This is a genomic window from Streptomyces sp. ME19-01-6, from assembly GCF_033793745.1.
Lineage (GTDB): Bacteria > Actinomycetota > Actinomycetes > Streptomycetales > Streptomycetaceae > Streptomyces.
Genome location: NZ_JARAXF010000004.1, coordinates 645,469 through 666,257, shown reverse-complemented (window position 1 = coordinate 666,257; position 20,789 = coordinate 645,469). Strand labels below are relative to the sequence as shown.

General features: G+C 70.3%; 20 protein-coding genes and 1 pseudogene. 17 read left to right on the top strand and 4 right to left on the bottom strand.

Going from position 1 to position 20,789, the window contains the following annotated elements; translation table 11 throughout:
• Positions 1 to 8 precede the first annotated feature (8 nt).
• The 7 genes from PV419_RS13095 (at position 9) to PV419_RS13065 (ending at position 6,093) form a co-directional block, all read left to right on the top strand.
• On the top strand, positions 9 to 737 hold the full coding sequence (locus tag PV419_RS13095) for a UbiX family flavin prenyltransferase (protein WP_415925292.1): 729 nt from the start codon (positions 9 to 11) through the stop codon (positions 735 to 737).
• 156 nt (positions 738 to 893) lie between these two features.
• A complete protein-coding gene (locus tag PV419_RS13090; protein ID WP_319688121.1) occupies positions 894 to 1,355 on the top strand; it encodes an Lrp/AsnC family transcriptional regulator in 462 nt (153 codons plus the stop codon).
• Between the two features lie 69 nt (positions 1,356 to 1,424).
• Positions 1,425 to 2,603, top strand: a complete 1,179-nt coding sequence (gene mqnE / locus PV419_RS13085; protein WP_319688120.1) for an aminofutalosine synthase MqnE — start codon at positions 1,425 to 1,427, stop codon at positions 2,601 to 2,603.
• Between the two features lie 60 nt (positions 2,604 to 2,663).
• A complete protein-coding gene (locus PV419_RS13080) occupies positions 2,664 to 3,341 on the top strand; it encodes a UdgX family uracil-DNA binding protein (RefSeq protein WP_319688119.1) in 678 nt (225 codons plus the stop codon).
• 42 nt (positions 3,342 to 3,383) lie between these two features.
• Positions 3,384 to 3,671, top strand: a complete 288-nt coding sequence (locus PV419_RS13075; protein WP_319688118.1) for a DUF4229 domain-containing protein — start codon at positions 3,384 to 3,386, stop codon at positions 3,669 to 3,671.
• A gap of 385 nt (positions 3,672 to 4,056) precedes the next feature.
• A complete protein-coding gene (locus PV419_RS13070) occupies positions 4,057 to 5,385 on the top strand; it encodes a dicarboxylate/amino acid:cation symporter (RefSeq protein ID WP_319688117.1) in 1,329 nt (442 codons plus the stop codon).
• 204 nt (positions 5,386 to 5,589) lie between these two features.
• Entirely contained in the window at positions 5,590 to 6,093 is a 504-nt protein-coding gene (locus PV419_RS13065; protein ID WP_319688116.1) for a DinB family protein, read from the top strand.
• Between the two features lie 109 nt (positions 6,094 to 6,202).
• Here the strand turns inward: PV419_RS13065 and PV419_RS13060 are convergent, their stop codons facing one another.
• Positions 6,203 to 6,727 carry a flavoprotein gene (locus PV419_RS13060; protein WP_415925296.1) on the bottom strand — a complete coding sequence of 175 codons (525 nt, stop codon included), beginning with the start codon at positions 6,725 to 6,727 and terminating at the stop codon, positions 6,203 to 6,205.
• Between the two features lie 342 nt (positions 6,728 to 7,069).
• Positions 7,070 to 8,701, bottom strand: coding sequence for a GMC oxidoreductase (locus tag PV419_RS13050; protein ID WP_319688114.1), 1,632 nt, complete (start codon positions 8,699 to 8,701; stop codon positions 7,070 to 7,072).
• Between the two features lie 159 nt (positions 8,702 to 8,860).
• On the opposite strand from PV419_RS13050, the gene ctaD reads away from it, so the two are divergent.
• The 3 genes from ctaD to PV419_RS13035 all read left to right on the top strand — a co-directional run bounded on the left by ctaD (position 8,861) and on the right by PV419_RS13035 (position 11,696).
• On the top strand, positions 8,861 to 10,534 hold the full coding sequence (gene ctaD, locus PV419_RS13045; protein WP_319688113.1) for a cytochrome c oxidase subunit I: 1,674 nt from the start codon (positions 8,861 to 8,863) through the stop codon (positions 10,532 to 10,534).
• Positions 10,535 to 10,540: 6 nt separating this feature from the next.
• A complete protein-coding gene (locus tag PV419_RS13040) occupies positions 10,541 to 10,906 on the top strand; it encodes a hypothetical protein (protein ID WP_319688112.1) in 366 nt (121 codons plus the stop codon).
• 142 nt (positions 10,907 to 11,048) lie between these two features.
• Positions 11,049 to 11,696 (top strand): TetR/AcrR family transcriptional regulator, encoded by a 648-nt coding sequence (locus tag PV419_RS13035; RefSeq protein WP_319688190.1) that lies wholly within the window; start codon positions 11,049 to 11,051, stop codon positions 11,694 to 11,696.
• A gap of 171 nt (positions 11,697 to 11,867) precedes the next feature.
• Here PV419_RS13035 and PV419_RS13030 read toward each other — a convergent pair whose 3' ends face one another.
• Positions 11,868 to 12,071 carry a cold-shock protein gene (locus PV419_RS13030; RefSeq protein WP_319688111.1) on the bottom strand — a complete coding sequence of 68 codons (204 nt, stop codon included), beginning with the start codon at positions 12,069 to 12,071 and terminating at the stop codon, positions 11,868 to 11,870.
• A gap of 404 nt (positions 12,072 to 12,475) precedes the next feature.
• On the opposite strand from PV419_RS13030, the gene PV419_RS13025 reads away from it, so the two are divergent.
• From PV419_RS13025 to PV419_RS13000, 6 genes and pseudogenes are all read left to right on the top strand, one after another.
• Positions 12,476 to 13,318 (top strand): menaquinone biosynthesis protein, encoded by an 843-nt coding sequence (locus PV419_RS13025; RefSeq protein WP_319688189.1) that lies wholly within the window; start codon positions 12,476 to 12,478, stop codon positions 13,316 to 13,318.
• A 110-nt stretch (positions 13,319 to 13,428) separates the two neighbouring features.
• Positions 13,429 to 15,141, top strand: coding sequence for a serine/threonine-protein kinase (locus PV419_RS13020; protein WP_319688110.1), 1,713 nt, complete (start codon positions 13,429 to 13,431; stop codon positions 15,139 to 15,141).
• A 189-nt stretch (positions 15,142 to 15,330) separates the two neighbouring features.
• Positions 15,331 to 16,530 carry a cyclic dehypoxanthinyl futalosine synthase gene (gene mqnC, locus PV419_RS13015; protein WP_319688109.1) on the top strand — a complete coding sequence of 400 codons (1,200 nt, stop codon included), beginning with the start codon at positions 15,331 to 15,333 and terminating at the stop codon, positions 16,528 to 16,530.
• A gap of 23 nt (positions 16,531 to 16,553) precedes the next feature.
• On the top strand, positions 16,554 to 17,003 hold the full coding sequence (locus tag PV419_RS13010) for an imidazolonepropionase-like domain-containing protein (RefSeq protein WP_319688108.1): 450 nt from the start codon (positions 16,554 to 16,556) through the stop codon (positions 17,001 to 17,003).
• A 55-nt stretch (positions 17,004 to 17,058) separates the two neighbouring features.
• Entirely contained in the window at positions 17,059 to 17,751 is a 693-nt protein-coding gene (locus PV419_RS13005) for a demethylmenaquinone methyltransferase (protein WP_319688107.1), read from the top strand.
• A gap of 109 nt (positions 17,752 to 17,860) precedes the next feature.
• Positions 17,861 to 19,216 (top strand): annotated as a pseudogene (locus tag PV419_RS13000) (geranylgeranyl reductase family protein); the annotation flags it as partial.
• Between the two features lie 33 nt (positions 19,217 to 19,249).
• Here PV419_RS13000 and PV419_RS12995 read toward each other — a convergent pair.
• Positions 19,250 to 20,035: a VOC family protein gene (locus tag PV419_RS12995; RefSeq protein ID WP_319688106.1), complete on the bottom strand. Its 786-nt coding sequence runs from the start codon at positions 20,033 to 20,035 to the stop codon at positions 19,250 to 19,252.
• Between the two features lie 302 nt (positions 20,036 to 20,337).
• On the opposite strand from PV419_RS12995, the gene PV419_RS12990 reads away from it, so the two are divergent.
• Positions 20,338 to 20,754: a CBS domain-containing protein gene (locus tag PV419_RS12990; RefSeq protein ID WP_319688105.1), complete on the top strand. Its 417-nt coding sequence runs from the start codon at positions 20,338 to 20,340 to the stop codon at positions 20,752 to 20,754.
• Positions 20,755 to 20,789 lie beyond the last annotated feature (35 nt).

The following is a 20,789-nucleotide window of genomic DNA, read 5'->3' as shown; positions in this document are numbered from 1 at the left end:
CTCGTCGTGTGGAGCCGCCGCACGAGCCGTACGGGCCGCACAGCCAGCCGTACAGGCCGCACGAAGAAGTGAGCCGGCGCCGGCCCTGGGTGGTCGGTGTCTCGGGCGCGTCCGGGACGCCGTACGCGGCCTCCGTACTGCGCGCGCTGCTGTCCGCGGGGGAGGCCGTCGACCTCGTGATCAGCCGGGCCTCACGGCTGACGCTGCTGGACGAGACGGGGATCTCCTTCCGGGACGCGCACTGGCGCCAGGACCTCGGCCGCTGGCTGGCGCGCGGTGCGGACGGCACGCCCGACGCCTTCGAGGCGCGGGTGGACGTGGCGGACGTACGCCACTGGGCGGCCGGGGACCTGGCCGCGGGCCCGTCCTCAGGCAGCTATGACGTCAAGGGGATGCTGATCGTCCCGGCGAGCACCGCGTGTGTGGCGGGGGTGGCGCTCGGCCTGTCGAAGGATCTGCTGCAGCGGTCGGCGAGCGTCACGCTCAAGGAGCGGCGCCCGCTCGTGGTCGCGGTGCGGGAGGCGCCGCTGAGCGGCCAGACGCTCAGACACCTGGTCGCGCTGGACGAGGCGGGCGCGGTCGTGGTTCCCGCCTCACCCGCGTTCTACGCGGGGGCGACCCACATCCAGGACCTGGTGGACTTCGTGGCGGGTCGGGTGCTGGACGCGGCGGGGGTGCCGCACAAGCTGTACCGCCGGTGGGAGGGGGAACTCCGGGGTGGTACCGCGGACGCGTAGCGGGCCGTACCGCCACTTCGCCTTGATACGTGGCCCGATACGGGGCTCGCCCGCACAGGCCGCAAGGTCGGCAGGTTTTAGAGGGCGAGATGCTCCTATGCCTTAGATTCTACGTGTAAACTTGCTGTATCTCTGAATAATGGAAGGCGCCGGCATATGGACGCGGTGGATAGGCAGCTCATCCAGGCCCTGCGGGAGAACGGGAGGGCCTCGTACGCGGAGCTCGGCCGCCTCGTCGGCCTGTCCGGACCCAGCGTCACGGACCGGATCAACCGCCTGGAGGCAGCCGGAGTGATCACCGGCTACCGCGCGACCGTCGACGCCGCGTCCCTCGGTCTCGGGGTCACCGCCCTCATCGGCATCCAGCTCTCCGACGCCGCCGATCATGAGGACGTGGCGGGGCGGATGCGCGAGCTGGCCGAGATCGAGGACTGTTGGTTCATCGCGGGCGACGACTCGTACATGCTCAAGGTGCGCGCCTCGGATGTGGACGGGCTGGAGCGGACCATTCGCCGGCTGTCCGGCACCAAGGGCGTCGCCCGTACGCGTACCACGATCGTGCTGTCCACGAAGTGGGAGAACCGGGTCGGCGAATTGCCCGACGACGTCAAGGCGTAGTCTCAGGAAGGCCACTTAAGCAAAGGCCTACATAAGCAGACGTATGGCAGACGTATGGGAGGCGGCCGCATGACTGCGTCTATCGAAGATGCGGGTCTCAAGCGCGAACTGGAAGAGAAGGTCCGCGCCGGAGAGCGGCTGTCGCGCGAGGACGGCATCGCGCTGTACGCATGCGACGATCTGGCCTGGCTCGGCGGGCTGGCCCATGAGGTGCGCACCCGCAAAAACGGTGACGTGGTCCACTTCAACGTCAACCGCCACCTCAACATGACCAATGTGTGCACCGCCTCGTGCGCGTACTGCTCCTTCCAGCGCAAGCCCGGCGAGAAGGACGCGTACACCATGCGCATCGAGGAGGCCGTCCGCCTCGCCAAGGCGATGGAGAACGAGAACCTCACCGAGCTGCACATCGTCAACGGCCTGCACCCCACCCTCCCCTGGCGCTACTACCCGCGGTCGCTGAAGGCGCTGAAGGAAGCCCTTCCGCAGGTGTCCCTGAAGGCCTTCACCGCCACCGAGATCCACCACTTCGAGAAGATCTCCGGGCTGCCGGCCTCGGAGATCCTCGACGAGCTGATCGACGCCGGCCTGGAGTCGCTCACCGGCGGTGGCGCGGAGATCTTCGACTGGGAGGTCCGGCAGCACATCGTCGACCACGAGACCCACTGGGAGGACTGGTCGCGCATCCACCGGCTGGCGCACGAGAAGGGCCTCAAGACCCCGTGCACCATGCTGTACGGGCATATCGAGGAGCCCCGGCACCGGGTGGACCACGTGCTGCGGCTGCGCGAGCTGCAGGACGAGACCGGCGGGTTCCAGGTCTTCATCCCGCTGCGCTACCAGCACGACTTCGTGGACATGAAGGACGGCAAGATCCGCAACCGGCTGCAGGCCAGGACCTCCATGGCCACCGGCGCGGAGGCGCTGAAGACCTTCGCGGTCTCCCGCCTGCTGTTCGACAACATCCCCCATGTGAAGGTCTTCTGGGTGATGCACGGCGTGCGGACCGCGCAGCTCGCGCTCACCCATGGCGCGGACGACATGGACGGCTCCGTCGTCGAGTACAAGATCACCCATGACGCCGACAACTACGGCACGCCGAACAAGCTGACCCGGGACGATCTGCTGGAGCTGATCCGGGACGCGGGATTCCGGCCGGTGGAGCGGAACACCCGCTACGAGATCATCCGCGAGTACGAGGGTCCGGACCCGGCCCGGCGCGAGGCGCCGCAGCCGATGCGCGTCTGACACCGGTCGGCCGGTGTCAGAGGCTGTCTGAGGGCCGCCGCGGCGGGTACCCGTGGCCCTATGGCCGCCGCCCGAGGGTCCGCGGGGAAGGACGCCGCCGAGGACGCGTACACCGCCGAACCCTTCGTGCCGCGCGGCGCCGATCTGGCCGCGCTGCGCGAGGCGGCCGCCGGGTGCCGCGGCTGCCCACTGCACCGCGAGGCGACGCAGACCGTCTTCGGCTCGGGCGCCGAGGACGCCCGCGTCATGCTGGTCGGGGAGCAGCCCGGAGACCAGGAGGACCGGCAGGGGCGCCCGTTCGTCGGGCCCGCGGGCAAGGTGTTGATGCGGGCGCTGGACGAGGCGGGCATCGACCCGACCGAGACCTACATCACCAACGCCGTCAAGCACTTCAAGTTCGGCCACCTCCCCGGGCGCGGCAAGCGGCGCATCCACAAGCCGCCGAGCCTGCGCGAGATGACCGCCTGCCGGCCGTGGCTGGCCGAGGAGATGCACCTGATCGACCCCGAGGTGATCGTGGCGCTGGGCGCGACGGCCGGGAAGGCGCTGCTCGGCCCCTCCTTCCGGGTCACCAAGCAGCGCGGGATGCTGCTGCCCGTCCCCGAGGAGGGGGCGCGCGAGTGCGTGGTCGCCACCATCCATCCCTCCGCCGTGCTGCGCGCCGATGACCGGGAGGCGGCCTACCAGGGCCTGGTCTCGGATCTCAGGGTCGTCGCGGAGGCCCTGGGACGTCCGTGATTCACTGGATGGGCAGGACTCCCCAGCAGAAAGAAGACGGCCGTGTCTTTCAAGCCGAGCGCGACGTTCCGCTACACCGCCCTGCGCGTGGGAATCTTCGTGGGCTCCTTCCTGGTGATGTGGGGCCTGGTGTACTTCCGGGTGCTGCCCTCCGGGCTCGGCGGCTCCAACCTCTTCTGGGTCGCGCTGCTGGCCCTGATCGTCTCGGCGCCGCTGAGCTTCGTCCTGCTGCGCAAGCAGCGCGACGAGATGGCCGCACAGGTCGCGGAGCGGGTGGATCGCGCCAAGGCGCGGCTCGCGGCGAACCAGGGCCAGGAAGACGGCGTCTGAGCCCCGCCCTGCCCCGCTCTGTCGCCGACAATCGTCCTGTAAGACTCCTCACACGCCTCCGACGCCCCGTCGGCCAGCTTCCGCTGGTCGACGGGGCGTTGCTCGTTCTCGCCGCCCATGTGTAAAAGCCTGGCTATGGGGAACTCAAAGCCAGGGTGTTAATGTTTTTGTCATGACGACAGCAGCCGCGCCCCGCTTGACCATGAGCGTTCCGCTCGTGGCGCGCCTGCACATCGATCTCTGCCGCTGCCGCTCAGCGGCCTGTCGCCGCCGCTGACCTCCCCGTTCCAGCGGCCGGAGGTCCCGTACGGACTCCTGGCTTCTCTCTGCCCTCCGTCACTTCCTCTGACTTTCCCCGACTTTCCCTGCCTTCGGAGTGTGTCCGTTGTCATCCGTCCCCGAGACGTCGTCCAAGACGTCCATACGCCTGCCCAAGGTGCCGTTCTGGGCGCAGATCCTGCTGGGCCTCGTGCTCGGCGTACTGCTCGGCTGGATCGCCCGCAGCGGTGACGTCAGCTGGCTGGTCACCACCCTGGACAAGATCGGTTCGATCTTCGTCCAGCTGCTGAAGCTCGCCGTCGCCCCGCTGGTCTTCTTCGCGATCCTGATCTCGATCACCAACCTGCGGAACGTCAACAACGCCGCGCGCCTCGCGACCCGCACCCTCCTGTGGTTCATGGCGACCTCGCTGATCGCGGTCGCCATCGGCCTGACGATCGGCCTGCTCACCAACCCCGGCTCGGGCACCGGCCTGACCCCGCAGGACGGCTCCAAGCCCGACCACGCGGGCTCCTGGCTGGACTTCCTCACCGGCATCGTGCCGACCGACGTCATCACGCCGTTCACCGAGCTGAACGTCCTGCAGATCGTCTTCATGGCCGCCGTCGCGGGCGTCGCCGCCCTCCAGCTCGGCGAGAAGGCGCAGCCGATCCTCACCCTCAGCCAGGCCATCCTGGAGCTGCTGCAGAAGGCCCTGTGGTGGGTCATCCGCCTCGCCCCGCTGGGCACCCTCGGCCTCATCGGCTACGCCATCGCCGAGTACGGCTGGGACCTCATCGGCAAGTACGCCACCTTCACCGCCGACATCTACGTCGGCTGCGCCCTGGTGATGTTCGGCGTCTACCCGACGCTGCTGGCCACCGTCGCCAAGGTCAACCCGCTGCACTTCTTCAAGGGCGCCTGGCCCGCGATCCAGCTCGCCTTCGTCTCCCGCTCCTCGGTCGGCACCATGCCGGTCACCCAGAAGGTCACCGAGCGCCTCGGCGTCCCCAAGGAGTACACCTCCTTCGCGGTGCCCTTCGGGGCGACGACGAAGATGGACGGCTGCGCCTCGATCTACCCGTCCATCGCCGCGATCTTCATCGCGCAGATCTTCGACGTGCACCTCGGCGTCGGCGACTACCTGCTGATCGCCTTTGTCTCGGTCATCGGCTCGGCCGCCACGGCCGGCCTCACCGGCGCCACCGTCATGCTGACCCTGACCCTGTCCACCCTCGGCCTCCCGCTGGAGGGTGTCGGCCTCCTCATGGCCATCGACCCGGTCCTGGACATGATGCGCACCGCGACGAACGTCGCAGGTCAAGCCCTGATTCCGGTCCTCGTCTCGGCCCGCGAGAAGATCCTCGACCGCCACGCCTACGAACACGCCTCCGCCTCGCCCCTGGACGACGCGGACGCGGCCGACGACCGCCGGGTGGTCCCGGCCGCCGCGTAGCGAACGCGTCGCCTAGAGCCAACTGCAACGTCGCCCCACTCTCCGCTGAGGGTGGGGCGACGTGCTGTTCGGATGCGTCCTCGCTCAGAGCTGTCCCGCAGTGCGCCTACCGCGTCGGTACCGGGGCGCCCAGGCATTGGAGGGCTGGCGTCCACTTTCTGGGCAGAGATGTCCTACTGGACCGGTCTTTGTAATGATCGTCCGGTGAGTGATGAACTGCGCATACTCCCTTGCAAGGTGGCCGACGAACATACGTCTTTGGCCTCATTCCTCGAATATCAGCGCGCCACCTTGGCCATGAAGTGCCAGGGGCTGTCCGGCGAACAGCTGAAGGCGAGGGCGGTTCCGACCTCGGACCTGACCCTCCTCGGCCTGGTCCGGCATGCGGCCGTGGTCGAGACCATCTGGTTCTGCAGGGTGCTGAACGGGGAACAGGTCACGCCCCGGTGGCCCGACGTCGACGGCCTCTGCGGGGAATTCCTCGTAGATGATGCCGACGTGGACGAGGCGTTCACGCTCTGGCAGGAGGCGTGCAAGGGATCCCGCACGGTTACGGACGGCTTCGCGTCTCTCGACGACACCGTGGAGTTCCGCGGCGAGACCATCTCGCTGCGCTATGTCCTTACGCACATGATCGAAGAGTATGCGCGCCACAACGGCCATGCTGACCTGCTGCGCGAAGCGATCGACGGAGCTGTCGGAGAGTAGGGCATCAGGCGGGGGCGAATCGGCAGGCCCGGCCAACTCGGCCGCCCGCCCAGTCGGCCGCCGCTCGAACAGCAGGTAAGCGCTGCCCTTCGGCGAGAGCCGGGGCTGCTCATGGTCGGTCAGCCTCACGCTCGCTCAGTGCTGACGCTGCCGTGTCCAGGGCCAATTGCCATGGGTACCGCTCAGGTCGGCCCGTGCCAGGCTCATTGGGGACGAATCCACCTTCGCCGTACAGCACGCGTACGCCCATCGCGCGGAGCGTGGCAACGCTGGTGTCGAACTGCGTGTGCTGCACGTAGGCGGCGTTGACGCATGGCATGGTCACGGTGGGGATGCCCTTGCCGATGGCCTCGGCCACGAACCCGACGACGAACTTGTCGGTGATCCCCAGTGCCCATTGATTGATCGTGTTGAAGGTGGCGGGTGCCACGACGGCGACATCTGCGGGGGGCCAGACGTCCGGCTCCCGGGGAAGCTTGTACTGGCTGCGCACTGGGTGCCCGGTCAACTCCTCCAGCGCTGGCAGATCATCACCAAGCCAGCGTGCGGCGTCATGGCGGCAGTTCACCGCGTCGTACCCCTCACCCGCAATCCCTGCTCGATCGGGGCTGGATCGCCGTTCACCGTCGCACATCACCGGAAACGGGCCGGACTGACTCAGCGCGGGCTGGCTCAGAGAGTTCCCTGTTCGTACACCCTGCTCACCCAGGTTGAGTCCGGGCACAAGCCGGAGGTGGCCGGCCGGGGTCCAGGCCGCGATGGCGACCAACGCGGCCTGGTGGAAGCGGATACGTATGCTGCCGTGGCCCGCCGCAGGGCGGCCGTCTCCGTAGGCGTCCCCGGGGACGTGTTCGGCCCGGCCGGTGAGGCCGAGGCATGTGCGCGGGGCCTGGGTGAGCGCCGGCACGGTCTCGACTCGCTGCTGCGCTCCGCAGGGCCCGCGCAGCCGTAGTGGCAGCCGTAGTAGCGGTGACGGTCAGCCCACGCCGTCCTCGGCCAGGACGCGGGCCATGGTGCGCTCGGCCAGGGCCGTGATGGTCACGAACGGGTTGACGCCGATCGAGCCCGGGATGAGGGAGCCGTCGGTCACGTACAGCCTGTCGTAGCCGACGGCCCGGCCGTACGCGTCCGTGGCGCGGCCCAGGACGCAGCCGCCCAGGGGGTGGTAGCAGAAGTCGGCGGCGAAGGCGCGGGTGTCGCCGAAGAGGTCGGAGCGGTAGATGGTGCCGTTGGCCGAGTTGACGCGGTCGAAGAGGGCCTTGGCGGCGGTGATGGAGGGGGCGCTCTGGGCGCTGGTCCAGTTCAGGGTGGCGGTGTCCTTGGCGGCGTCGTAGGTGAAGGTGCCGCGTTCGGGGTTCTTGGTGATGGCCAGGTAGAGGCTGGCCCAGGTCTCGAGGCCGGCCGGGAGCGGGGCGATCTCGGCGAAGACGGGGTTGGCGGCGTTGGCCCAGTCGTCGATGGCCATCACCGGGATGGTGGACTGGTTGGCGCCGGTCGGGTTCCATATGTGGTTGGCGCGGCCGAGCATGACGTTGCCGTTGCCGCCCCAGCCGCGGCCGATCTGTGGGCTCAGGGAGGGCAGGGTGCCGGTCTCGCGGGCGCGCAGCAGGAGCTCGGTGGTGCCGAGGCTGCCGGCGCCGAGGAAGAGCGAGCGGCAGGAGACCTCGTCGGTGCCGACGACGGCGCCGGTGTCGTCGAGGCGGTCCACGGTCACGATGTAGGTGCCGTCGGTGGCTCTGCGGATGGCGCGGGCGCGGCTGAGGGTGCGGATGGTGACGTTTCCCGTGCCGAGGGCCGCCGCGAGGTAGGTCTTGTCGAGGCTGCGCTTGCCGAAGTTGTTGCCGTAGATGACCTCTTGGGCGAGGGCGGACTTGGTCGCGGTCCCGTCGGCCTCGCGCCGCATGTAGTCGAAGTCGTAGACATTGGGCACGAAGACGGCCTTCAGGCCCGCCGCCTTCGCCTGGTCGCGGGCGACGCGGGCGTACTTGTACCACTCGGTGGACTCGAACCACGCGGACGGGACGGTGGCCGTGCCGAGCATGCGATTGGCGCGCGGGAAGTAGGTGGCGTACATCGCGTCCGCGTCGACCTGGGGCAGGACCTCCTGGAAGTACGGACGGGACGGGGTGACCGCGATGCCGCCGTTGACGAGCGAGCCGCCGCCGACGCCGCGCCCGACGTAGACGGACATGTTGGGGAAGCGGACGCGGTCCAGGACGCCGGGGTAGGGCGTGATGTCCTTGTTGATGACGTCCAGCCACAGGAAGGTGGCCAGCGGCGCCTCGGTTCTGCTGCGGAACCACATGGAGCGCCGGTCGGGCGCGGTCATCGAACAGTAGATCTTGCCGTCGGCGGCCGGGGCGTTCCACAGCCGCCCCATCTCCAGGACCAGGGTCCGGACGCCCGCCTCGCCGAGCCGCAGGGCGGCGACCGCCGCGCCGTAGCCGGAGCCGACGACGACGGCCGGGGCGTATTCGGCGCTCGCCGTGGGGGCGGGGCGGTCGGCGGCCGCCGCCGGGGAGAGGGCTATCCGGGTGAGCCCGAGGGCCGCGGCGCCGCGCAGGGCGGCCAGACCAAGAATGTGACGACGCGTCAGATGTGCTGTCATGCTCGCATCATGTGCGGATTCCCGGGTTCCGCCCATCCCGTTCACACATGGTCTTTTGCTGACCACTCGCGTCACACGCCCACCAAAGGGTCATAGCAGCCCCTTCCGTCCCAGCCGCGTTATGAACGTCGGACGCGTACGGCGGCGGGCGGAGGAGCGATGGCAGTAGAGGCGAGGCGGGCGGAGCAGCGGGAGCCCGACCGGGAAAGCCGGAACAGAGTGGGCACAGTCATCATCGATTGGCTGACCACGACCGATCACAAGAAGATCGGCACCTTGTACATGGTGACGTCCTTCGCCTTCTTCCTCTTCGCCGGTTTGCTGGCGATGGTGATGCGGGCGGAGCTGGCGCGGCCCGGGACCCAGCTCATCTCCAATGAGCAGTACAACCAGTCGTTCACCATGCACGGCACCATCATGATGCTGATGTTCGCGACGCCGCTGTTCGCCGGTTTCACCAACGCGATCATGCCGCTCCAGATCGGCGCCCCGGACGTGGCGTTCCCGCGGCTGAACATGTTCGCCTACTGGCTCTATCTCTTCGGCTCGCTCATCGCGGTGGCCGGATTCATCACCCCGAACGGGGCCGCCGACTTCGGCTGGTTCGCCTATACGCCGCTGTCGGACAAGACGCATTCGCCGAGCTTGGGTGGCGATATGTGGGTCATGGGGCTCGCCTTTTCCGGATTCGGCACGATCCTGGGCGCGGTCAACTTCATCACCACGATCGTCTGCATGCGCGCCCCGGGCATGACGATGTTCCGGATGCCGATCTTCACCTGGAACGTCCTGCTCACCAGCGTGCTGGTGATCATGGTTTTCCCGGTGCTGGCCGCGACCCTCTTCGCGCTGGAGGCGGACCGCAAGTTCGGCGCGCGGGTCTACGACCCGTCGAACGGCGGTCCGCTGCTGTGGCAGCATCTGTTCTGGTTCTTCGGCCATCCCGAGGTCTACATCATCGCGCTGCCGTTCTTCGGGGTGATCACCGAGATCATTCCGGTGTTCAGCCGCAAGCCGATCTTCGGATACGTGGGTCTGATCGGGGCCACCATCTCCATCACCGGGCTGTCGGCCACGGTGTGGGCGCACCACATGTTCGTCACCGGGGCGGTGCTGCTGCCGTTCTTCGCCTTCATGTCCTTCCTCATTGCAGTGCCCACCGGGGTGAAGTTCTTCAACTGGATCGGCACCATGTGGAAGGGGGCGCTGTCGTTTGAGACACCGATGCTCTGGGCCGTCGGATTCCTTGTCACCTTCCTGTTCGGCGGGCTCACCGGGGTGCTCCTGGCCTCGCCGCCCCTCGACTTCCACGTCAGCGACAGCTATTTCGTGGTCGCCCACTTCCACTACGTCGTCTTCGGCACCGTGGTTTTCGCGATGTTCGGCGGCTTCTACTTCTGGTGGCCGAAGTTCACCGGAAGAATGCTTGACGAACGGCTCGGGAAACTCCATTACTGGACGCTGTTCACTGGGTTTCACACCACCTTCCTCGTCCAGCACTGGCTCGGCGTCACGGGAATGCCGAGGCGCTATGCCGACTATCTGGCCGCGGACGGATTCACCGCGCTGAACACCATCTCGACCATCGGCGCGTTCCTGCTCGGCCTGTCCACCTTCCCGTTCCTCTACAACGTGTGGAAGACCGCCAAGTACGGGGAAAAGGTGACCGTGGACGACCCCTGGGGATACGGCCGGTCGCTGGAGTGGGCGACCTCCTGTCCGCCGCCCCGGCACAACTTCCTCGCCCTCCCCAAGATCCGCAGCGAATCCCCCGCCTTCAACCTGCACCATCCCGACGTCGCCGCCGAGCCTGTGCACCGCGAGCGGGCGTAGGCACGCGTGCCCGATCCCTATGAGATCGAGTCGGGCATCGCCCGGCTGGAGGGCTATCTGCTGTGCCAGAGCGAGCTCGGCGACGCCCAGGCGGAGGCCGAGGCGTTCGCCGAACGGCTGGTCTGGCTCACCGTCGCCCAGCGCGAGGAGGTGGTCCGCCTGTACGCCGAGGAGCGCGTCGAGCTCTCCCGGCGCATGCTGCGCCGCATCGTCGACCGCTGCGAGGAGCTGCGCGCCGAGTACACGGCGCGGTACGACGAGCTGCGGCGGCGTCTGCTGTGCCGGTGCATCGCGGGGATCCTGGTGGCCGTGACGGCTCTGGCGGTCGTGGGCGCCGTCGCGCTGTGGGCGGCCCTGGGTGTGATCCCTTGATCCGGATCTTCCCGAACTGACGTGAGGCGTCTCCAGCAGCCTTAGGCTTGACGGCGGCCAGGCGACCCGGCGATCGAGGGCCGCCGGGCGGGCACGGGCGAAGGGGGCGGCCGGCGTGGGCGGGGCGACGAAGAGCAGGCGGATGCCGAGGGCGGTGCGTGAGCAGCAGATGCTCGACGCGGCCGTACGGACCTTCGCGCGGCGCGGCTACCGAAACGCCTCGATGGACGACATCGCCGAGCAGGCGGGGGTCTCCAAGCCGCTGGTCTACCTGTATCTGAACTCCAAGGAGGAGCTGTTCGCGGCGTGCATCCGGCGGGAGGCCGCCTCGCTGGTGGCGGCGATACGGGCCGCCGTCGAGCATGACGCGCCCGCCGACCGCCGGCTGTGGAGCGGGCTGCACGGCTTCTTCACGCACACCGCCAGGCACCCGGACGGATGGGCGCTGCTGCACGTCCAGGCCCGTACGCACGGCGATCCCTTCGCGCGGGAGGCCGCCGCGATGCGGGCGGAGATCGTCGAGTTCGTGACCCGCGTACTCCGGGCGGCCGTGCGGGAGAGTGCGTGCGGGGCGGCGCGGACCGGCCGGATGACCGGCGGCGAGGCGTCCGGGCTCGCGTACGCGCTGGTGGGCGCGGCGGAGTCGCTGGCCGAGTGGGCGGGTGACCGGACGGGCGGTGGGCCTTCGGCCGAGGAGGCGGCGGCCACGTTGATGAACTTCGCCTGGGCGGGGCTTGGGAACCTGCTGCGGGGCGAGCGCTGGTCGCCCGGCGAGCGGGCACCGGCGTAGCGCTCCGCCGGGGTGAGTCCACGGAGGAAGGTGGGTCCACGGAGGAAAACGACGACGAAAGCCGAAGTGAATAGGCGATTACGTCACTATGAAAGAGCTCGAGGTCGAAAAGAAGGCAGGACCCGGCCCCCCGCGGAAGCGGGGAAGGCCGGGTCCTTGGGTACTGCTTACTCAGGCCGCGCTGACGTTCTCCGCCTGCGGGCCCTTCGGGCCCTGGGTGACGTCGAAGGTAACGGCCTGGTTCTCCTCCAGAGAGCGGAAACCAGTCGCGTTGATCGCGGAGTAGTGAACGAAGACATCGGGGCCGCCGCCGTCCTGGGCGATGAAGCCGAAGCCCTTCTCGGCGTTGAACCACTTGACGGTTCCGGTAGCCATAAGCCCTCCTTGGGCCAAAGGGTTGCCCTGCTCCAGAACCTGCAAGAAGTCTGAAAATCTACAAAAGCCCGCGGTTACATGCTCCGCAGGCTTTGTACTGCAAGGAAACCAAACTGCAACTTGCGGTGAGCTTAGCACGCTGCGTGTGCACGGGGAAAGAGCCGAAGATCACGAATACGAGGGGTTTCCCTGACCGGCCGATTGGATAGAACCGCAGGTCGGGCAGTTCGCCCCCGGCCCCGAGGCGGCCCCGGGCGGCCCCCGCCGCCGCCGTCCACGAGGGGCGAGGCTAGCCTCCGTATGTGGACATTTCACCGAGTTCTTCTGCCCGGAGTGCATACGACGCCACAACCGCCGAAGGCGGTGCCCACCCCACCTGCCGGACCCGGCCGAGGGTCGGCCACATCCAGTACCTCAACTGTCTGCCCCTCTACTGGGGCCTGGCCACCAGTGGCGCCCTCCTGGACGTCGAGCTCACCAAGGACACCCCGGACGCGCTCAACGACAAGCTGGTCCGCGGCGATCTCGACATCGGCCCGATCAGCCTCGTGGAGTTCCTGCGCAACGCCGACGACCTGGTGGCGCTGCCCGACATCGCGGTCGGCTGTGACGGGCCCGTCATGTCCTGCGTGATCGTCTCGCAGCGGCCGCTCGAGCAACTGGACCGGGCCCGGGTCGCCCTCGGCTCGGCCTCGCGCACCTCCGTACGCCTGGCGCGGCTGCTGCTCGCCGAGCGCTACGGGGTCGCCCCCGACTACTACACATGCCCGCCCGACCTCAGCCTGATGATGCAGGAGGCGGAGGCGGCGGTGCTCATCGGCGACGCGGCGCTGCGCGCCAATCTGCACTACGCGCCGAAGCTCGGCCTCCAGGTCCACGACCTGGGGCAGATGTGGAAGGAGTGGACCGGGCTCCCGTTCGTCTTCGCGGTGTGGGCGGCGCGCCGTGAGTACATGGAGCGCGAGCCGGAGATCGTCCACAAGGTGCACGAGGCGTTTCTCGACTCCCGCGACCTGTCCCTGGTGGAGGTCACCAAGGTCGCCGAGCAGGCGGCGCGCTGGGAGGCGCTGGAGGCGCCGGTCCTGGAGCGCTACTTCACGACCCTCGACTTCAGCCTGGGCGCACGGCAGTTGGAGGGCATCGCCGAATTCACGCGCCGCACCGGCGACCCGGCGGCCGGCTACCCCGCCGACGTGCGGGTGCGCCCGGCGGGCCTGGGCTCCCGCCCGGGCGGCACTGTGGCCTGACCGCCTCGGGCGGTGGTGTTACGGCTTGGCGCGCATCGGGTTGCGTCCCGGGCGGTGTGTCGGGGGCAGGACCTAAGCTGGAGCGGAGCGGGCGAGGGGGGAGCGACGCGATGGAGCCGCTGGGAGCGGAGGACCCGCAAGTCATCGGCGCCTACCGGCTGCTCGGGCGGCTCGGCTCGGGCGGTATGGGCCGGGTCTTCGTGGGGCGTAGCGCGGGCGGCCGGACCGTGGCGGTGAAGGTCGTGCACGCACACTTCTCGCTCGACGCGGAGTTCCGCGCCCGGTTCCGGCGCGAGGTGGAGGCCGCGCGGCGGGTCGGTGGGGAGTGGACCGCGCCGGTCCTGGACGCCGACCCGGACGCGCGCGTCCCATGGGTGGCCACGGGCTATGTCGCGGGCCCGTCCCTGAGTCAGGCCATCGCCGCCGAGGGGCCGCTGCCCGAGCCGTCCGTACGGGTCCTGGGCGCCGGGCTGGCGGAGGCGCTGGTCGCCGTGCACGCGGTGGGCCTGGTCCACCGCGACGTCAAGCCGTCCAACGTGCTGCTCGCCCTGGACGGCCCGCGCCTGATCGACTTCGGCATAGCGCGGGCCACGCAGGGCACCGTGACCCTGACCTCCACCGGCGCCTCGATCGGCTCGCCCGGCTATATGGCGCCCGAGCAGATCCTGGGCAAGCGCGTGGGCGGGGCGGCCGATGTCTTCTCGCTGGGCGCCGTGCTGGCGTACGCGGCGACGGGCGAGCCGCCCTTCTCGGGCGACAGCTCGGCCGCGCTGCTCTACAAGGTGGTCCACGAGGAGGCCCGGCTCGGCCACGGCCTGACCGGGGAGCTGCGGGACCTGGTCGCCGCCTGCCTGGCCAAGGACCCGTCCGCCCGGCCCGCCCCGGAGCGGATCGTGAGCCGCCTCGCTCCGGACGGGGGCGCCTCGGGCCTGGTGCGGTCGGGGTGGCTGCCGGGGCCGCTGGTCGAGCGGGTGAGCCGGCAGGCGGTGGAGCTCCTCGATCTGGACGCGTCGGCGCCCGCCGCCCCCGCGATCACGTCGGCGGCTCCGCCGGCCTCCGGTACCCCGTCCGCTCCGGTGATTCCCACGGCTCCCGCGACCCCGGCGCCGTCGGCGGACACGCCCGCGATGCCCCTGGGGGCGTTCGGCCCGCCGGACCCGTCGTACGGCCGCCCGTCCCAGGCGGCCGCGCCGGAGGGCCGGGCTCCCGGCGCGCCCGCCCCGTCCGACGGACAGCCGTCCGAGGGACGCAGGGTCGCGGTGTCCGCCGCCATCGGGGGCAAGAACCGGCCCAAGGCGCTCAGCTGCACGCTGGTGCTGTCGGTCGCGGGCGCGCTGGCCGCCGCCACGACGGCGGCCGTCGTGTTCCACGTACTGCCGGGGACCGGCGGGGGCGCGGACGACAAGGGCGACGTCTCGGCCGAGAGCCCCAGCACGGGCGCGCCGGACCACGGTGGCGACGGTTCCAACGAGGGCGTGCCCAAGGCGTTTCTCGGCACCTGGAAAGGCGACCTGACCACCGACTCCAACCTGCCCGGGGGCGAGCTGACCATCACCATCCGCGCGGGGAAGCCGGGGGACAGGGTCGGCAGCGGCCGGGTCGAGCTGTCGGTACTCCGCTGCGACAGCAGCTGGAAGCTGGTCTCGGCCACCTCGACCGCGCTGGTCCTCGACTCGCGGATGAAGGAGAGCGAGAGGCAGACGGGCTGCAGCGCCGGCTCGGCCGAAGAGCGGTTCACGCTCGCCTCCGACGGCTCGCTGTACTACAAGACGAGGGACGAAGAGGGGGGCAACCCGAGCGGCACGCTGCGCAAGGTGAAGTGACCGCTCGTTCCGGGGGCCCGCCGAAGGCCGTCGTGGAGCTGTCGTGGAGCCGCCTCACAGTCGCCTGTGCGTCGTCGCGGAGTCGTTCGGGGGCCGGGGCAGAGTCGGCCGCGGGGCCTCGGCGGAGGGCCATGAGGGCTGGCGTACGCTGGGGCAGTCCGTCCGCAACCCGCCGAAAGGGACGCCCCGGTGACCGAGAACGCTTCGCTTCAGGCCGTCCTCGACCGCGCCGCCGCCGGGGGCCGTATCACCCCGCAGGAGGCGCTCGACCTGTACCGGTCCGCCCCGCTGCACGCGCTCGGCGCCGCCGCCGACGCGGCCCGCCGCCGCCGCTACGCGGGCGTCGAGCACATCGCGACGTACATCATCGAGCGGAACATCAACTACACCAACGTCTGCGTGACGGCCTGCAAGTTCTGCGCCTTCTACGCCCCGCCCAAGGACACCGCGAAGGGCTGGACCCGCGACCTCGACGACATCCTGCGCCGCTGCGCCGAGACCGTCGAACTCGGCGGCACGCAGATCATGTTCCAGGGCGGCCACCACCCGGACTTCGGAGTGGAGTACTACGAGAAGCACTTCTCGGCCATCAAGAAGGAGTTCCCGCAGCTGGTGATCCACTCGCTGGGGGCCTCCGAGGTCGAGCACATGGCCCGGATCTCCGGTGTGTCGGCCGAGGAGGCGATCCGCCGCATCCACGACGCGGGCCTGGACTCCTTCGCGGGCGCGGGCGCCGAACTGCTGCCCGAGCGGCCGCGCAAGGCCATCGCGCCGCTGAAGGAGTCGGGCGAGCGCTGGCTGGAGATCATGGAGACCGCGCACAACCTCGGGGTCGAGTCCACCTCCACGATGCTCATGGGCACCGGCGAGACGAACGCCGAGCGGATCGAGCACATCCGCATGATCCGCGATGTGCAGGACCGTACGGGCGGCTTCCGCGCCTTCATCCCGTACACCTACCAGCCCGAGAACAACCACCTGAAGGGGCAGACACAGGCGACCGTCTTCGAGTACCTGCGGATGATCGCGATCGCCCGGCTGTTCCTGGACAACGTGGCCCACATCCAGGGTTCCTGGCTGACCGTCGGCAAGGAGGCCGGTCAGCTGTCGCTGCACTACGGCGCGGACGACCTCGGCTCGGTGATGCTGGAGGAGAACGTGGTCTCCTCGGCGGGCGCCCGGCACCGGTCCAACCGGATGGAGCTGCTCCACCTCATCCGCACGGCGGGGCGGGTGCCCGCGCAGCGCGCCACCACGTACGAGCACCTGGTCGTGCACGACGACCCGGCGAACGACCCGGTCGACGACCAGGTCGTCTCCCACCTGTCGTCGACGGCGCTGGAGGGCGGCACCGCCCACCCGGAGCTGAAGCTGATCGACGCCTCCTGACACCCCTCCTGACACCCATTCCGATGCTCACCCTCCACGCCGCGCCCCTCGTCCGGCTCACCCCCGACGACGCGACGCCGCTGCGCGACGCCGCCGTCGCGGTCGACGGCGACCGGATCGCGGCGGTCGGGCCGCTGGACGCGCTGCTCCGGGCGTATCCGCAGGCCCGTGTGCGCCACTGGCCCGGCACGCTGGGGCCGGGCCTGGTCCACGACGCGCCGGTGCCGGACGCGCCCAGCCCGCGCGAGCGGATCCACGCGCTGCTGCGGCTGGGCGCGACGGCCGTCGTCGCGGCGCGGCTCACCGACCCCGAGCTGCTGGCGGCCGCGCGGCGGGGCGGCGTCGCCGTCCTGGACCGGCCGCGGCCACCCGCGCTGGCCGAGTCCGGCCGGGCGGACCTCGCGGCCTTCGACGCGGACGGCGCCTGCGTGGCCACGGTGCTCGCCGGGCGGCTGGTGCACCGCCGCCGCTGAGCGACGCAGGCGGGGTCCCGCGTGGCGCGCGGCGGGGCGGGTGAACAATGGGGGCGTGACCCGAGCATCCCTGGACAAGCAGCCGCACGAAGTCGCCGCGATGTTCGACGACGTGGCGGCCAAGTACGACCTCACCAACGACGTGCTCTCACTCGGGCAGGCCCGGCTGTGGCGCAAGGCCGTGGCGCGGGCCGTCGCCGCGCGCCCCGGCGAGCGCGTGCTCGACCTCGCCGCCGGTACGGGCACCTCCTCGCTGCCGTTCGCCGCCGCCGGCGCGTACGTCGTCCCCTGCGACTTCTCGCTCGGAATGCTCCAGGAGGGCAAGCGGCGCCACCCGCGGCTGCCGCTCACGGCGGGGGACGCGACCCGGCTGCCCTTCGCCGACGGGGTCTTCGACGCCGTCACGATCTCCTTCGGGCTGCGCAACGTCCAGGACACTCAGACCGCGCTGCGCGAGCTGCTGCGCGTGACCAGGCCCGGCGGCCGGATCGTGATCTGCGAGTTCAGCCACCCCACCTGGCGGCCGCTGCGCACCGTCTACACCGAATACCTGATGCGCGCCCTGCCGCCGGTCGCGACCGCGGTGAGCAGCAACCCGGACGCGTACGTCTACCTCGCCGAGTCGATCCGGGCCTGGCCCGACCAGGCCGGGCTGGCCGCGCGGCTGGGCCGGGCGGGCTGGGCGAAGGTCGCCTGGCGCGATCTGACGGGCGGGATCGTCGCCCTCCACCGGGGCGTCAAGCCGTAGCCGCCGGGGCGCCAAACCGTAGTCGCCGGGGCGTCACGCCACCGCGGCGTCATGCCGTGAGCGCGGTGAGCACGACCGGGGGTGGCCCTCCGTATCCGCCGGAGCACGCCCCATAGACTTCATCCGTCCAGTGCCCGGCGCGACCGGCACGCCGTTACCGAGCCTTCGGGAGACCCGCGTGAGCGAGACCGCACCCATGGAGCGGACCGCCGATGTCATCGTCGTCGGCGCCGGGCCCGCCGGCTCCACCACGGCGTACTACCTCGCCAAGGCGGGCCTGGACGTGCTGCTGTTGGAGAAGACGGCGTTCCCGCGCGAGAAGGTGTGCGGCGACGGCCTGACCCCGCGCGCCACCAAAGAGCTCGTCGCCATGGGCATCGACGTCTCCGAGGAGGCGGGCTGGCTGCGCAACCGGGGCCTGCGGATCATTGGCGGCGGGGTGCGACTGGAGCTCGACTGGCCGGAGCTGGCCTCGTACCCGGACTACGGGCTGGTCCGCAAGCGCGACGACTTCGACGAGCAGCTGGCGCGGCAGGCCCAGAAGGCCGGCGCCCGGCTGTACGAGCGCTGCAATGTGGGCGCCCCGGTCATCGACGACCGTACGGGCAAGGTCATCGGCGTCGAGGCCAAGCTCGGCCTGGAGAAGACTCCGGTCACCTTCCACGCCCCGCTGGTGGTCGCCGCGGACGGCAACTCCACCCGGCTCTCGCTGGCCATGGGGCTGCACCGGCGCGAGGACCGGCCGATGGGCGTGGCGGTGCGGACGTACTTCACCTCGCCCCGCCACGACGACGACTACCTGGAGTCCTGGCTGGAGCTGTGGGACCGCCGCGGCACCCAGGACCGGCTGCTGCCCGGCTATGGCTGGATCTTCGGCATGGGCGACGGCACCAGCAACGTCGGCCTCGGCGTGCTCAACACGTCCGGCTCCTTCAAGGAGCTGGACTGGCGCGAGGTGCTCAAGGTGTGGTGCGCCTCGATGCCCGAGGACTGGGGCTACACCCCTCAGAACATGACCGGCCCGATCCGCGGCGCCGCCCTCCCCATGGCCTTCAACCGCCAGCCGCACTACACCCGGGGGCTGTTGCTGGTCGGTGACGCGGGCGGCATGGTCAACCCGTTCAACGGCGAGGGCATCGCCTATGCGATGGAATCCGGCCGGATCGCGGCGGATGTCATCGTCCAGGCCCATGCCCGCGGCACCGCCGCCCGCCGCGAACTGGCCCTTCAGCGCTACCCGAAGATCCTCAAGGACACCTACGGCGGCTACTACTCGGTGGGCCGGGTCTTCGTGAAGCTGATCAGCAATCCGACGGTCATGAAGCTGGCGGCCCAGCGTGGTCTGACCCACCCGATGCTGATGCGCTTCACGCTGAAGCTGATGGCCAACCTCACCGATCCGACGGGCGGCGACGCCATGGACCGCATCATCAACGGCCTGGCGAAGGTGGCCCCCAAGGCCTAGCCGGGTGGGACGGGCCGGGCTGCGTCGGGCCGCTCAGCCGGCTGTCGCCGGGTTGGCGCTCGTGATGACGGCGAAGTGCGCGCCGGACGGGTCGGCCAGCCAGGCCATACGGCCGATGTCCTCGGCCGTCATGGCGGGCATCAGCACCGAGGCGCCGAGCTTCTCGGCCCGGTCGACGACCAGGTCGCAGTCCGCCACCTCGAAGTACGGCAGCCACTGCGCGACATCGTCTCCCTGCTGGAGCGGCGCCATGCCGCCGAAGGAGCCCTCACGGCCGCGCCCGGCCGTGGAGAGCACGGTGTAGCTCCCGCCGGAGAACGACATCTCCTCCGCGGTCCAGGCGAAGACCCGGTGGTAGAAGGCGAGATTGGCCGCCGGATCGGGGGTGTGCAGCTCCACCCAGCACAACGTGCCCTCCTCGGTGACCGCCTCGAGCCCCTGGGTCTTGCCGGGCTGCCAGACGGCGAACCGGGCGCCGCCGGGGTCGGTGAACTGGGCCATCCGCCCCTCGTCGAAGACATCGAACGGCTCGGCGCGCACCGTGCCGCCCGCCTCCGCGACCAGCGCGGCGGTGCCCGTGGCGTCGGTGGTGTGGAAGTACGGCGTCCAGGCGGGGCGGGCGCCCTCCTCGTGGAGCGGGCCGAGGGCCGCGGCCGTCCGCCGGTCCTTCTTGAAGAAGCCGTAGCCGCCCGCTTCGGGGCCGGCCGACTCAGAAGTCCAGCCGAACAGGCCGGTGTAGAAGGCGGTGGCCGTGTCGGTGTCGGGGGTGCCGAGATCGAGCCAGTTGGGCGCGCCGGGGACGTAGTCGGTGGTGAGCATGCGTGCTCCTTCGGCGGATGCTGATGAGCCGGGTTCGCTGGGGCCGAATCCCGCGCCGCCTCGGGGGCGACGGCGGCCGCCCCGGCAGTTCTCAGTCTGGCACCGGGCACCGGAGGCTGCCGCTGGGAGGCCGGAGCGGGCCGGAGGGCAGCTGGGGAGGGCCGCGGGCGGCGCCGGTCGCGAGGGTCCGGGGTGGTGGTGACAATGAATGGAAAGGGGGGCGCCGTGGCGTCGGCCGCGGTGACACCGGATCGGGCCCGCGGGTCGGTTCCGCGGCCGGTGGGCCGTCAGGAGGACACACCATGACCAAGGCCGCAGACATCATGCACCCGGGCGCGCAGTGGATCCCCGCCTCCCAGACGCTGGACCGCGCGGCTCAGCTGATGCGGGACCTGAACGTCGGGGCGCTGCCGATCGCCGACGAGAACGAGCGGCTGTGCGGCATCCTGACCGACCGCGACATCGTCGTCGGCTGTGTCGCCGAGGGCAAGGCCCCGTCCCAGGCGACGGCGGGGGACCTGGCGAAGGGCACGCCGCGCTGGATCCCGGCCGACGCGGACGTCAGCGATGTGCTCCGGGAGATGGAGCAGCACAAGATCCGCAGGCTGCCGGTGATCGACAAGGACAAGCGGCTGGTCGGCATCATCAGCGAGGCCGATCTGGCCCACCACCTCAGCGAACCCCAGATCGCCGAGTTCGTGGAGAAGGTTTACGCCTAGCCTGGGCGCGAAGAGCGGGCACGGAATGAGGCCGC